This is a genomic window from Pseudarthrobacter quantipunctorum, from assembly GCF_045291495.1.
Classification (GTDB): domain Bacteria; phylum Actinomycetota; class Actinomycetes; order Actinomycetales; family Micrococcaceae; genus Arthrobacter; species Arthrobacter quantipunctorum.
The window spans coordinates 231,301-243,217 of record NZ_CP148033.1 but is presented as its reverse complement, the minus strand read 5'-3'; the positions used below and the strand labels follow the sequence as shown (position 1 = coordinate 243,217).

14 protein-coding genes are annotated in these 11,917 nt (G+C 66.2%); 11 read left to right on the top strand and 3 right to left on the bottom strand.

The features are described 5' to 3' along the window. Positions 1-12: 12 nt before the first annotated feature. Positions 13-216 carry a hypothetical protein gene (locus WHH00_RS01100; protein WP_406635761.1) on the bottom strand — a complete coding sequence of 68 codons (204 nt, stop codon included), beginning with the start codon at positions 214-216 and terminating at the stop codon, positions 13-15. A 111-nt stretch (positions 217-327) separates the two neighbouring features. Between WHH00_RS01100 and WHH00_RS01095 the strand changes: the two genes are divergently transcribed. After that, a complete protein-coding gene (locus WHH00_RS01095; protein ID WP_406635759.1) occupies positions 328-906 on the top strand; it encodes a GNAT family N-acetyltransferase in 579 nt (192 codons plus the stop codon). Between the two features lie 180 nt (positions 907-1,086). On the opposite strand, the gene WHH00_RS01090 is transcribed toward WHH00_RS01095, so the two are convergent. After that, on the bottom strand, positions 1,087-1,401 hold the full coding sequence (locus tag WHH00_RS01090) for a hypothetical protein (RefSeq protein WP_406635757.1): 315 nt from the start codon (positions 1,399-1,401) through the stop codon (positions 1,087-1,089). 222 nt (positions 1,402-1,623) lie between these two features. On the opposite strand from WHH00_RS01090, the gene WHH00_RS01085 reads away from it, so the two are divergent. Genes WHH00_RS01085 through WHH00_RS01070 form a run of 4 tightly spaced genes read left to right on the top strand, consistent with a single transcriptional unit; the run spans position 1,624 to position 5,449 of the window. Further along, a complete protein-coding gene (locus WHH00_RS01085) occupies positions 1,624-2,736 on the top strand; it encodes a PP2C family protein-serine/threonine phosphatase (protein ID WP_406635755.1) in 1,113 nt (370 codons plus the stop codon). Then, positions 2,733-4,709, top strand: a complete 1,977-nt coding sequence (locus tag WHH00_RS01080; RefSeq protein WP_406635753.1) for a glycosyltransferase family 2 protein — start codon at positions 2,733-2,735, stop codon at positions 4,707-4,709. The genes WHH00_RS01085 and WHH00_RS01080 overlap by 4 nt, the downstream gene beginning before the upstream one ends. Further along, positions 4,699-5,031, top strand: coding sequence for an STAS domain-containing protein (locus tag WHH00_RS01075; RefSeq protein ID WP_066279537.1), 333 nt, complete (start codon positions 4,699-4,701; stop codon positions 5,029-5,031). The genes WHH00_RS01080 and WHH00_RS01075 overlap by 11 nt, the downstream gene beginning before the upstream one ends. Then, positions 5,024-5,449, top strand: a complete 426-nt coding sequence (locus WHH00_RS01070) for an ATP-binding protein (protein ID WP_406635751.1) — start codon at positions 5,024-5,026, stop codon at positions 5,447-5,449. The genes WHH00_RS01075 and WHH00_RS01070 overlap by 8 nt, the downstream gene beginning before the upstream one ends. A gap of 87 nt (positions 5,450-5,536) precedes the next feature. On the opposite strand, the gene WHH00_RS01065 is transcribed toward WHH00_RS01070, so the two are convergent. After that, complete coding sequence (locus tag WHH00_RS01065) at positions 5,537-6,763, bottom strand: ATP-binding protein (RefSeq protein WP_406635749.1); 1,227 nt, start codon at positions 6,761-6,763, stop codon at positions 5,537-5,539. A gap of 272 nt (positions 6,764-7,035) precedes the next feature. Here WHH00_RS01065 and uraD point away from each other — a divergent pair, with 272 nt between their 5' ends. From uraD to WHH00_RS01035, 6 genes are all read left to right on the top strand, one after another. Continuing rightward, positions 7,036-7,533: a 2-oxo-4-hydroxy-4-carboxy-5-ureidoimidazoline decarboxylase gene (gene uraD / locus WHH00_RS01060; RefSeq protein WP_231453808.1), complete on the top strand. Its 498-nt coding sequence runs from the start codon at positions 7,036-7,038 to the stop codon at positions 7,531-7,533. Next, positions 7,530-7,868 (top strand): hydroxyisourate hydrolase, encoded by a 339-nt coding sequence (gene uraH, locus WHH00_RS01055; RefSeq protein ID WP_406635747.1) that lies wholly within the window; start codon positions 7,530-7,532, stop codon positions 7,866-7,868. The genes uraD and uraH overlap by 4 nt, the downstream gene beginning before the upstream one ends. 86 nt (positions 7,869-7,954) lie before the next feature. Further along, on the top strand, positions 7,955-8,269 hold the full coding sequence (locus WHH00_RS01050; RefSeq protein ID WP_231453810.1) for a hypothetical protein: 315 nt from the start codon (positions 7,955-7,957) through the stop codon (positions 8,267-8,269). Positions 8,270-8,327: 58 nt separating this feature from the next. Further along, on the top strand, positions 8,328-10,007 hold the full coding sequence (gene purF / locus WHH00_RS01045; protein ID WP_231453811.1) for an amidophosphoribosyltransferase: 1,680 nt from the start codon (positions 8,328-8,330) through the stop codon (positions 10,005-10,007). Further along, positions 10,004-11,164, top strand: a complete 1,161-nt coding sequence (gene purM / locus WHH00_RS01040) for a phosphoribosylformylglycinamidine cyclo-ligase (RefSeq protein WP_406635744.1) — start codon at positions 10,004-10,006, stop codon at positions 11,162-11,164. The genes purF and purM overlap by 4 nt, the downstream gene beginning before the upstream one ends. 393 nt (positions 11,165-11,557) lie before the next feature. Then, positions 11,558-11,866 carry a hypothetical protein gene (locus tag WHH00_RS01035; protein WP_406635742.1) on the top strand — a complete coding sequence of 103 codons (309 nt, stop codon included), beginning with the start codon at positions 11,558-11,560 and terminating at the stop codon, positions 11,864-11,866. Positions 11,867-11,917 lie beyond the last annotated feature (51 nt).

Here is an 11,917-nt window from a genome sequence, read left to right as displayed (position 1 = left end):
ACCAGGGTTTCGTCAGCGTTTGTCGCGGTCGCTGAATTCCTCGTCCAGCTCGTAGTGCCGGAATTCTGTTTCGGGGTCCGATTCGCCGTCGACCACCATTTCGTGGTCGAGCTGGCGCTGGATACGGCTGTCCAGGACCTGCAGTTCGTTGTCGGATACGTTTTCCAGGTCCTCCGGGAACTGGTCGTCCGGAGTGAGGTGCAGCTTGTCGTTCATTGTGCCCGCCATGTCTATCCGCAGTTGCCGTATCGGTACAGTGTAGCGGTGCTGCCGCCGGGCGTTGCAGGTGCCGTTGCGGGCCATGCAGCGCAGTGACAGGATGGCCGCATGGGCATCGAGGTCCGTCCCGCAAGCAGCTTCGAGGACGTCAAAACCATGGTGGGACCCAAGCGGCCCGACGCCAACGTCTGCTGGTGCCTGAGCTACCGCATCCCGTCGAAACAAAACCAGGCCCTGCGCGGGACCGAGCGCGGGGACTTGGTGAAGCAGCTGGTGGCACAAAGCCCCCCGCCGGGGGTTTTGGCGTACGACGGCGGCGAGGTAGTCGGGTGGGCAGCGGTGCACCCCCGCGCGGACACCAGTTTCGCCGGCAACCGGAAGATCCCGCATGTGGACGATGCGGAGGTGTGGTCCGTGTGGTGCATCAGGGTGCGGCCCGGCTACCGGGGCAAAGGCATCTCGCACCATCTGCTGACCGGCGCGGTGGACATGGCCAGGAGCTTCGGGGCGCCCGCGGTCGAGGGGTACCCGGTGGACAACGGCGGCAGGAAAGTGGACCTCACCATGGCCTACGTGGGCACGCGGAAGCTGTTTGAGGATGCGGGTTTCGCCAAGGTTGCGGACACCGGATCAGTGCTCAACGGTTTCCCGCGGGTGCTGATGCGGCTGGAGCTGCTGCGCCACTGAGGGCGTCAGGGTTTCTTCCACCATTTGCCGGGCCAGTCCTCGTCAATGGCCCACAACGCGAGGAGCAGTGCGTCCACTGTCATGAGTCCCGCAATGAGGTACGCCCAACCTGTCCACCAACCCATAACAATCTCCTGACCCGGTAACCCCCAGCCACTCGATTGCTCATAAGTGTGGCACCTAAAGCGCCATGACGGAACGCCCTGCACCCGCAGACTTGAAAAGCGCCTCCAGCCTCACGTGCGCTTCCGTCTCCAGCTTGAGGCGGCGGGTCAGCCTCTCCACCTGCTGGGACATCTCGTCCCCCACCGGAAGCCGGTCCCCCGGCCAGCTCCACACTTCCCGCGACTCGGCCAAAGCAGCCGCCAGCGCAGTGGCGGCAGCGCGCACCTTCCGCCTGTGGAAATACACACGCAGCAGCGCCCGGCCTTTGTCCAAGGCCGCAAAGGCGGCCGCGTGGACCGCCGCCTGGTCTATGATCCTGATCTGCCCCATGACCTGCACCTTTTCCGAGCCGTGCAGCCGTCCGGCCGGCCGTCCTTGGCCCGGTTCCGATGAAAGCTGCTCCGTGCCTTCGAGTGTCCCGGGCGGACCTCAATGTCCGGGCAAGCAGGTCCAAGGATTTCCACAAGATCCTGAACCGGCGGCCGAGGCCTGGCACCCCGTGTAAAGCGCTGCGACATGCCCCGTGGGGGTTAATACGGTAGAAGTAGACCTATGGTCTCTCCCACCGAATCCCGTCGTGCCGTTGTCATCGAAGATGACCCGGACATCCGCGGGCTGCTGGTCCGCGTCCTCGTTAAGCAGGGGTTCGACGTCACCCAGGCGGGAACAGGCCTTACAGGGGTGGAGGAAGTGCGCCGGGTCCAGCCGGACCTCGTCACGCTGGACCTGAACCTGCCGGACCTTGACGGCCTGGAAGTCTGCAAACTGCTCCGTGAATTTTCCGACGCCTTTATTGTGATGCTGACCGCCCGGGCCGATGAGTTGGACAAGCTGACCGGCCTGGACAACGGCGCGGACGAATACCTCAGCAAGCCGTTCAGCCCGCGCGAGCTCCAGTCCAGGATCAATGCCCTGTTCCGCCGCCGGCCGTCCGCAGCCGCGGATTCTGCCGCGCGCAGCGAGCTGGAGCGCGCCACGGAGGTCCAGCAGAGCCTCCTGCCCCAGGAGAACATCCAGGTGGAGGGCTACGACGTCGCCGGCGTGTTCCGGCCCTCGCGGAACGTTGGCGGGGACTTCTATGACTGGTACCTGACCCCGGACGGGCTCCACCTGACCTTCGCCGACGCCATGGGCAAGGGGATGGGTGCCGCGCTCATTGCCGCAACGGTCCGCGCGGTGATGCGCTCCACGGGCCTGCGGCATGACCTGGACACGGCCTTCGGCTCGGCCAGCAGGGCGATCGCCGCGGACCTGGACTCCTCCAACTCCTTCGTAACCCTCTTCCATGCCCGCCTGAACGCTGCTTCCGGAAGGGTCAGCTACGTCGACGCCGGCCACGGGCTGGCGCTGCACGTGGAGTCCGGCGGCACGGTGCACCGCCTGCCTTCGGGCGGTCCCCCGGTGGGAGCATGGCCAGGAACGGAATGGCCGCAGTCGGCCATGGACCTGCTGCCGGGGGATTCCCTGGTGGTTGTGAGCGACGGCGTGCTGGACGTTTTCGACTCCGTGGAGGCCTTTACCGACGCCGTACTCCGTGCAACCCACAACCAGGAGTCAGCGCAGGCTGTCAGCACTGCCATCCTCGCCCTGGCACCCGCCGCCACGGCTGAGGACGACGTCACGGTGGTTGTGGTCCGCCGGCTGCCGCAGGAAGCCGCGGCATGACCCGCTTCTGGACCCGGCTTGTTGTTGTCCTGACCGTCATCACGGGCGTCAACTACATCGCCTGGCGCTGGGCCGCCTCGCTGAACTGGGACGCCTGGTGGATTGCGCTGCCGCTGGTGATCGCCGAGACCTACAGCCTGATCGACGTCATGCTCTTCGGCATGACTGTGTGGAAGCTGAAGATCCGCAAGGGCGCGCCGCCGCCCCCGCCGGATGCCACCGTGGACGTCTTCATCACCACCTACAACGAAGACCTGGACATGGTGATGACCACGGCGCTGGCCGCGCAACAGATCAGGCACCCGCACAGCACCTGGATCCTGGACGACGGCGCCCGCCCCGAGCTGAAGGCCCTCGCCGAGGAGCACGGACTGGGCTACGTCACCCGGAGCGGGGACTGGACCTCCAACCTGCCCCGGCACGCCAAGGCCGGAAACCTGAACAATGCGCTGATGCAGACGCACGGCGAGTTCCTCCTGATCCTGGACGCGGACCAGATCCCGGAGCCCGACATCCTGGAAAAGACCCTGGGCTACTTCAACAACCGCCGGGTGGCGCTGGTCCAGACCCCGCAGTACTTCAGCAACGTCCCCGCCGACGATCCGCTGGGCAGCCAGGCTCCCCTGTTCTACGGCCCCATCCAGCAGGGCAAGGACGGCTGGAACGCCGCCTTCTTCTGCGGTTCCAACGCCATCCTGCGCCGCGAGGCCCTGATGCAGCTGGGCCTGGTGGGCTACGTCAAGGAGACCGAGAAGAGCATCCGCCGGGCGCTGGCCGCCTCGCGCTCCGCCATCAAGCAGGCCCGGAAGTCAGCGGACACGGAAACACCGCTGGTGGCCCAGGTGCTGGATGAGGTTGAAGCTGCCACCCGCGAGGCCCAGCAGGAACTCGACGCCGGGCAGCCGCTGGGCGAGATCACCTACCGGGTCCGCCGCCGCGTGGACGCTGCCGTGCAAACCCTGGTGATGGCCGACGTCGAAGCCCTCCAGGCGGACCTTGAAGAAATCGCGGCCATGGAACTGGCCCATGTGGGCGAGTCCGGTGTTCCGGTGGTGGCGGACGACGCCGTGCAGCGGATGTCCGCCCGCGACTGGTCGCCGCTGGGCGCCCTCGAATCCGTGCAGGCTGTCCTGGACGCGCTGTCCGTGGAACGCAACGACGAAGCCCAGCCGGTCATGCCGCTGGCCACCATCTCCGTCACTGAGGACATGGCCACCGCCATGCGCATGCACGCCATGGGCTGGGAGAGCGTCTACCACCACGAGGTCCTGGCCTACGGCCTGGCTCCGGAGGACCTGAAGACCATGCTCACCCAGCGGCTCCGCTGGGCGCAGGGCACCATCCAGGTGCTGCTGCGGGAAAACCCGCTGGTCCAGAAGGGCCTCAAGCTCGGCCAGCGGCTCATGTACTTCGCCACCATGTGGACCTACCTGAGCGGCTACGCGGCAGTCATCTATTTCGCCGCGCCCATCATCTACCTGCTGCTGGGCATCCTGCCGGTCACCAGCCTGAGCTGGGACTTCTTCATCCGGTTCATCCCCTTCATGGTGGTCAACCAGCTGCTGTTCGCGGTCGCCGGCCGCGGCATCCCCACCTGGCGCGGGCAGCAGTACAGCCTGGCGCTGTTCCCCACCTGGATCAAGGCGTGTTCGACGGCGGCCCGCAACGTGTGGTTCGGCCGTCCCCTTGGGTTTGCCGTCACCCCCAAGGCGCGCCAGAGCGGCGGACCCAGCTGGAGCCTGATCCAGCCGCAGATCGTGGTGTCCGTGCTGCTGGCGGTGGCAGCCGTCGTCGGAATCATCCGCCTGGCCACCGGACTCGCGGAACCCCTGGGCACGCTGGTGAACGTGGCCTGGGTCATTTTCGACCTGGTTGTCATGAGCATTTTGGTGCGCGCAGTGCTTTACAAAGGTTACGAACCGGCCGCCGGGCCGTCAGCCGATCAACACGAAAGGAACGCCGATGGAGTTTAGTTATGAGGTCAAGGACTCGTACGCCGAGGTGAAGGCGGACGGGCGGCTCAACATGGTCTCCGCGCCCAAGCTGCGGGAGTTTGTCACCGACGTGATCGCGGGCGGCTCCAACCGGATCGTGGTCAACCTGGAAAACACGGCGTTCATGGACTCCTCAGGCCTCGGGGCGCTCATTGGCTGCCTCAAGGCTGCCCGCCAGGCCGGCGGGGACCTCCGGATCGCCGCAGTGCAGCCGCAGGTGAAGATGGTCCTGCAGCTGACCAGCATGGACAAGGTGCTGACGTCCTACGGTTCAGCCGAAGAGGCGTTCAGCAATGACTGACGTCCTGGCGTCGCGCAGCTTCCGGGGACCGGCTGCCGAAGAGGCCATCGAAGCCGTCCACAACCACCTGGACAGCCTCTGGCTCGACGTCCCCTTCGTGGGGGACATGGACCAGATGACGTTCACGACGGCGGTGATCGAGTCGGCGTCGAACATTGTCCAGCACGCGGAGCCCGTGGGGCAGGACCCTGTGGAACTCGGCGTGGACATCGAGGTGCAGCCCGCACTGCTGCGGGCCCGCGTCAGCGCCTACAACGCTGCGCCGCCGTTCGGACCGATGGTCCCTGGGTCGCCGGATGAAGACGCCGAGTCGGGCCGCGGGCTGGCGCTGATCGAGGCGCTGGTCACCACCGTCACGTTCGAGCGCCAGGACGGCACCAACACCTGGGTGCTCACCCGCACCTCCCAGCACGGCTAACCCAATAAGAGTTTTTGTCCAGATATGGCGGCTTCCTGCGCCCGGAACCCTGCATATCCGGACAAAAACTCCTTGGTAACCGGCGCGCTAGGTTTCGGCGGGGAACAGCACGGAGACAGTGGCCCCGCCGCCGGGGGTGTCCGTGATGGACAGCTCTCCCCCGTGCGCCTGGGCGATCCGCTGGCAGGTGGACAATCCGAGCCCTGTTCCCGGGCCGTCCCCGGGCCGGTTCAGCCTGACCAGCGGTTCAACGGCCCGCTGCCGCTCTGACGGCAGCATGCCCTTGCCGTTGTCCGCCACGTGAAGGGTGACGCCCAGCAGTCCGGGGTCGCCGCTGACGGCCACCCGCAGCGGGCGGGAGCCGCTCCGGTAGTTCAGGGAGTTGGCCAGGAGGTTCTGCACCAGGGTCCGCAACTGTGACCGGTCTGCGAAGAGTTCCGCATCCTCGCAGGAAATTCCGCTGCCGGCCCCCAAACCCACACCCAGGTCCCGCGCAGCCTCCGCCGTGACTGCCCGCAGGGACACCCGCTCCCGGTTCAGCGCTCCGTCCGCCTTGGAGTAGTCCAGCACGTCCTCCAGCATTCCCAGCATGCGGCGCCCGCTGCTGCCGACGTACCCCAGGTACTCCACGGAGGGGTGGTCCGCCGCAATGTCCGGATCGTCCTCCGCCAGCTCCACATACCCCAGGATGGCGGTGAGCGGGGCGCGGAGGTCGTGGCTGACCCGGCCGGCGAACTCGGAGAGCAGTGCGTTGCTGCGCTTCAGCTCGGACAGGGCGTCGGAGAGCTGCAGGGTGCGGTGCTGCAGTTCCAGGAGCTCCACCACCTGCTGGGCCAGCATTTCCAGCATCCTTACCTGCCCGGTGCTGGGCCGTCCGGGTTCGTTGGAGAAGACGCACAGCGAACCGAGCACAAGCCCGGACGGGGTCTCCAGCGGCACGGACGCGTAGAAGCGGACGTCGGCGATCTCGCCAGTGACGAACGGATTGGCGGCGAAGCGGGAATCCTGCGAGGCGTCGTCCACCACTGTTGTGCTGCGGCTCAGGAAGACGGTGGCGCACATCGAGTCCTCGCGGGAGCAGATCCCGGGGTCAATGCCGAAGGCCGCGATCTGCAGCTGCTGCTCCGCGGTGATGATGTTGACCACGCTGTAGGGCACGCCGCACAGGGAAGCGGCAAGCCGGACCAGGTTGTCCAGGGCGCTCCGCGTCCCGGCATCCGCCAGTACCGGCAGCTCATCCGCAGCGGAAGGGACCAGCCCGTACTCCCGCAGCCCGGCCTCGCGTGCAGCGTCCTGATCGGTCAGCATTTGCATAGCCGTCCCGTCCATCTTCTTTTGAGCCCCCCGGCATAATCCACTTGAGCATCCGGCTCCCCGTGATGATACCGGCTGGCCCTGTGCGCTGTTGTAGTCTTCTTGACACCACCCGCGCCCTGCTCTTGAATATTACGTATGCTGAAATAACAGTTCCATGATGCGGAAGCTTGGGTGGGCAGCAAATTGCGCCGCACAGGTGCCGGGAAGTCCGGCCTCCGCATAGCCGTCACCATGGATGCCAGCAGAATCTCACCAAGGGACCAGCCAGCATGAAGCTCGCCGAATTCAACTCCGCGGAACCCGCCAGGGCCGCCGAGACCCTCCGCCCCTGCATCGACGTCGCCCGCTGGGTGGACGCCGTTGCCGCGGCCCGCCCGTTCGCCAGCAAGGAATCGCTCCTGGCCTTTGCATCCCAGGCTGCGAGCCCTTTCTCCTCCGCCGAGGTTGAGTCCGCCATGGCGCACCATCCGCGCATCGGGGAACGCCCGACGGCGGCCACCACCGAGGCGTCCATGTCGCGTTCCGAGCAGGCCGGGGTGGATCCGGCGGACAGTGCCCTCACCGAAGCTCTCGCCCGGGGCAACCGGGACTACGAGGACAAGTTCGGCCGGGTCTTCCTGATCCGCGCCGCCGGCCGCACCGCCCCCGAAATCCTGCGGGTCCTGAACGAACGGCTGGCCAACACTCCGGCCGAGGAAGACACCATCGTGGCCCAGCAGCTGCGCGAAATCGCCGTACTGCGGCTGGAAGGACTGATCACCGAATGAGCGTCTCCCACATCACCACCCACATCCTCGACACAGGTGCCGGACGCCCGGCGGCGGGGGTCGCCGTCGTGCTTTACCAAAACGACGGCGGCACCTGGCGCCACCTTGCCGACTCCACCACGGACGCTGACGGCCGCGCCAAGGACCTTGGCCCGGAGCAGCTGGAGCCCGGGCACTACAAGCTCAACTTCGCCACCGGGGACTACTACGCCGGCCTGCAGACAGCCACGTTCTTCCCCGAGGTGGACCTGGTGTTCGAGGTGACCGGCCCCGAGCACTACCACGTCCCCCTCCTCCTCAGCCCGTTCGCGTACTCCACCTACCGCGGCAGCTGAACTGGAGTTTTGTCCATGTAGCGAGCCGAAACCTGTGCAATCAACGGCCGTTACGTGGACAAAAACTCCGGCAGTAGGCTTAATGCATGCCTTCTGAACAACCCCCAGCCGAGCGCCGCGAAGTCAACGTCCGCCGCGCGCCCAAGTATGTGCCGTTCCTCATCCTCGGCGCACTGGTGGGTATCGCGGCGGCGGCTGTGGTGGCCTACGCGGTTCCCGCCAATCCCAGTTTCGACGCCGGCGCCGTCTTTGGCTTCTTCATGGTGCTGTTCGCGGGCGGCGGTGCGATCCTCGGCGCGGTACTGGCGCTGGTCCTGGACCGCCGGAGCATCAGGCGGCAGCAGCGGGCCGTGGTGGAAGCCGTGCCGGATTCCGAGCCGGACACGGACCTCCAGCCCTAGCCCGGTCATAAACGGGCGGCCGGAAAAGTCATACCCCATGTCGTGAGATAATCGACCAGTGGCACGCGGCGATGGAAAACTTTCCCATGATCTTCTCCCTGGCGAAAAAGGCCCGCAGGACGCTTGTGGCGTCTTCGGCGTTTGGGCACCAGGTGAAGAAGTAGCAAAACTTACCTATTACGGGCTGTATGCACTGCAGCACCGCGGTCAGGAGTCGGCTGGTATTGCCACCAGCGACGGCAAGCGGATCAACGTCTACAAGGACATGGGGCTCGTTTCCCAGGTCTTCGACGAGACCACGCTGAACACCCTGACCGGGCACCTGGCGGTGGGACACTGCCGCTACTCCACCACCGGAGCCAGCCACTGGGCCAACGCCCAGCCCACCCTCGGCGCAACAAGCACCGGAACCGTGGCCCTGGCGCATAACGGCAACCTGACCAACACCGCCGAGCTCAACGCCATGATCCAGGAACGGAACGGCGGCCAGCTCACCGGCGAAATGAAGCAGGGCAACACCTCCGACACCGCCCTGGTAACCGCCCTCTTGGAAGGCGAACCGGGCAAGAGCCTCGAGGAAACCGCCACCGAGCTGCTGCCCAAGATCAAGGGCGGCTTCTGCTTCGTCTTCATGGATGAAGGCACCCTCTACGCGGCGCGCGACACCTACGGCATCCGCCCGCTGGTGCTGGGCCGCCTGGAGCGCGGCTGGGTTGTGGCCTCCGAGCAATCCGCCCTGGCCACCGTGGGCGCAAGCTTCATCCGGGAGATCGAGCCCGGCGAGTTCATCGCCATCGATGAGCAGGGTGTGCGGTCCCAGAAGTTTGCAGAGCCGACGCCGGCCGGTTGCGTTTTCGAGTACGTTTACCTTGCCCGCCCGGACGCCGCCATCGCGGGCCGTTCCGTGTACGAGTCCCGTGTAGAGATGGGCCGCCAGCTGGCGCGCGAAAACACCCAGGTGGCGGACATCGTCATCCCCGTTCCGGAATCGGGAACGCCCGCAGCCGTGGGCTACGCCGAGGAATCCGGCATTCCGTTCGCGCACGGTTTCGTCAAGAACTCCTACGTGGGCCGCACCTTCATCCAGCCCTCGCAGACCCTGCGCCAGCTCGGCATCCGGCTCAAACTCAACGCCCTTGAATCCGTCATCCGCGGCAAGCGCGTGGTGGTGGTGGATGATTCGATTGTCCGCGGCAACACCCAGCGCGCCATCGTCCGGATGCTCCGGGAGGCCGGTGCCGCCGCCGTCCACGTCAAGATTTCCTCCCCGCCCGTGAAGTGGCCCTGCTTCTACGGCATCGACTTCGCTTCCCGCGCCGAGCTGATTGCCAACGGCGCCACCATCGAGGAAATCTCCCAGGCCATTGGCGCCGACTCGCTGGCCTACATCTCCGAAGACGGCATGATCGGGGCAACCCGCCAGCCGCGTGAGCGCCTCTGCACCGCCTGCTTCACGGGCAAGTACCCCATCGAGCTTCCGGGCTCCGACAAGTTGGGCAAGAACCTGCTGGAACGCAAGGACCTCGGCGGGCTGAAGCCCTCACCGTCGGCCCTTCCGGGCTCCACCGCCGCCCTCTCCGTCGATTCCCACGAGGACCCGGCGGAGAAGGCCGGCGCCACCGGCTGCGATCCCGGGCCGGACTCCGAGTTTGAAAACCTGCTCACCGAAGCCGACCTCGTGCCAGAGACCCATCACGTAGCCACCACCCCCGGCGCCGACAAGAAAGAGTCCGTATGACTTCCGCTGCCCCCGCCTCCGGCAACACCCCCGGGAACACTGCCGGCATCACCTACGCGTCCGCGGGCGTCGATGTCGAAGCCGGCGACCGCGCCGTTGAGCTCATGAAGGGTGCCATCAAGGCCACCCACAACTCCTCGGTGATCGGCGGGGTGGGCGGCTTCGCCGGCCTCTACGACGTTTCCAGGCTGCTCACCTTCAAGAAGCCGCTGCTGGCCACGTCCACGGACGGCGTGGGCACCAAGGTGGCCATCGCCCAGGCCATGGACATCCACGACACCATCGGGTTCGACCTTGTGGGCATGGTGGTGGACGACATCGTTGTGGTGGGCGCAGAGCCGCTGTTCATGACGGATTACATCGCCTGCGGCAAGGTGGTGCCCGAGCGCATCGCCGACATCGTCCGCGGCATCGCCGCCGCCTGCTCGGTGGCCGGCACCGCCCTGGTGGGCGGCGAAACCGCTGAGCACCCGGGCCTGCTGGGCGAGCACGAGTATGACGTCGCGGGAGCCGCCACGGGCGTCATCGAGGCAGACCACCTGCTGGGGCCGGACCGCGTCCGTGCAGGCGACGTCGTGATCGGCATGGCCTCCTCCGGCCTCCACTCCAACGGCTACTCCCTGGTGCGCCGCGTGATCAACCACGCCGGCTGGGCACTGGACCGCCAGGTCTCGGAGCTGGGCCGCACGCTGGGCGAGGAACTCCTGGAACCCACCCGCGTGTACGCAGCGGACTGCCTGGACCTTGCACGCACGTTCCCCGTCACAGGCTCGACCGCGGTGCACGGCTTCAGCCACGTCACCGGCGGCGGCCTGGCCGCCAACCTGGCTCGCGTTCTCCCCCAGGGCCTCGTGGCCACCGTGGACCGCTCCACCTGGGAACTGCCGGCCATCTTCAAGCTGGTGTCCGAACTGGGCAACGTCCCGCTGGCCGACCTCGAGCGCACGCTGAACCTGGGCGTGGGCATGGTGGCCATCGTGTCCCCCGAAGCGGCAGATGCGGCTGTTGCCCGCCTCAACGACCGCGGACTGCCGTCCTGGGTCATGGGCACGGTCACCCAGGATTCGGATTCGATCCTGAAGTCCGGCCCTGATTACGTCCAGGGGGCCAAGGGCGTGGACGGTGGCGCAGTCAGCCTGGTTAACGCCTACGCCTAGATTTTTTTCGAGTGCTCCGTATCAGCCGTTTTGACGCTTCAGAACGGCAGATACGGAGCACTCGATGCGTTTAATCTCGATGCGTTTAATAGGGGCTGCTCTGGGCACCCTCCCCTTGACTACTAAGCATACTTAGCATTAGTGTCTTAAATGGAAGTGCATGAGAGACAGTCAGCCGGGCCATTCCAAGGCCTGATGCCCCGCCGGAAACCACCGGCGCCGGGCGCCCACCCGGTTGAACCGCCTTCCCCGCCGAACCGGCGGAAGCCAGAAGAAGCAACCACAGAGAAGCCCTCCCCTGCACCGTGCATCAGCGCGGCCGCAAGGTGGTCCAGGAGCAAGTGCGGACCACTGCACAGGGGCATCCGGGCAGATATCAAGGGAGCGAAAACTATGTCAGTTCTTAAGAAGACCACCGCCGCAGCCGCTGGAAGCCTGTTCCTGCTGGGCGCCATTGCCGGACCCTCGCAGGCGGCAGATAACACCACGCTGAATGATGGCCTCGTAAGCGTCACGGTGGGAGATATCACCGTCGAGGATGCGGTAGACGTCAACGTGGCCGCCAGCGTCGCAGCAACGCTTTGCGACGTCGCCGACATCGGGTCGATCGCGGTTCTTGGCGAAGCCGTCGATGCCACCGGCACCGAGCAAACCGTCTGCGACACCGTGACCGGTCCGGTCACCATCGTCAACAACAAGTAGCGCAAGGTTCCACAGGGAACAGGAGGCAACGCAACAGCCGCCTCCCCCTGC

What these genes read in the sequence shown, in the direction of transcription:
- WHH00_RS01080 (WP_406635753.1), top strand. Translation starts at nt 2,733, where the DNA reads ATGACCCGCTTCTGGACCCGGCTTGTTGTTGTCCTGACCGTCATCACG.
- WHH00_RS01090 (WP_406635757.1), bottom strand. Translation starts at nt 1,401, where the DNA reads ATGGGGCAGATCAGGATCATAGACCAGGCGGCGGTCCACGCGGCCGCC.
- WHH00_RS01035 (WP_406635742.1), top strand. Translation starts at nt 11,558, where the DNA reads ATGTCAGTTCTTAAGAAGACCACCGCCGCAGCCGCTGGAAGCCTGTTC.
- WHH00_RS01070 (WP_406635751.1), top strand. Translation starts at nt 5,024, where the DNA reads ATGACTGACGTCCTGGCGTCGCGCAGCTTCCGGGGACCGGCTGCCGAA.
- WHH00_RS01085 (WP_406635755.1), top strand. Translation starts at nt 1,624, where the DNA reads ATGGTCTCTCCCACCGAATCCCGTCGTGCCGTTGTCATCGAAGATGAC.
- WHH00_RS01050 (WP_231453810.1), top strand. Translation starts at nt 7,955, where the DNA reads ATGCCTTCTGAACAACCCCCAGCCGAGCGCCGCGAAGTCAACGTCCGC.
- purM (WP_406635744.1), top strand. Translation starts at nt 10,004, where the DNA reads ATGACTTCCGCTGCCCCCGCCTCCGGCAACACCCCCGGGAACACTGCC.
- WHH00_RS01095 (WP_406635759.1), top strand. Translation starts at nt 328, where the DNA reads ATGGGCATCGAGGTCCGTCCCGCAAGCAGCTTCGAGGACGTCAAAACC.
- uraH (WP_406635747.1), top strand. Translation starts at nt 7,530, where the DNA reads ATGAGCGTCTCCCACATCACCACCCACATCCTCGACACAGGTGCCGGA.
- WHH00_RS01075 (WP_066279537.1), top strand. Translation starts at nt 4,699, where the DNA reads ATGGAGTTTAGTTATGAGGTCAAGGACTCGTACGCCGAGGTGAAGGCG.
- uraD (WP_231453808.1), top strand. Translation starts at nt 7,036, where the DNA reads ATGAAGCTCGCCGAATTCAACTCCGCGGAACCCGCCAGGGCCGCCGAG.
- WHH00_RS01065 (WP_406635749.1), bottom strand. Translation starts at nt 6,763, where the DNA reads ATGCAAATGCTGACCGATCAGGACGCTGCACGCGAGGCCGGGCTGCGG.
- WHH00_RS01100 (WP_406635761.1), bottom strand. Translation starts at nt 216, where the DNA reads ATGAACGACAAGCTGCACCTCACTCCGGACGACCAGTTCCCGGAGGAC.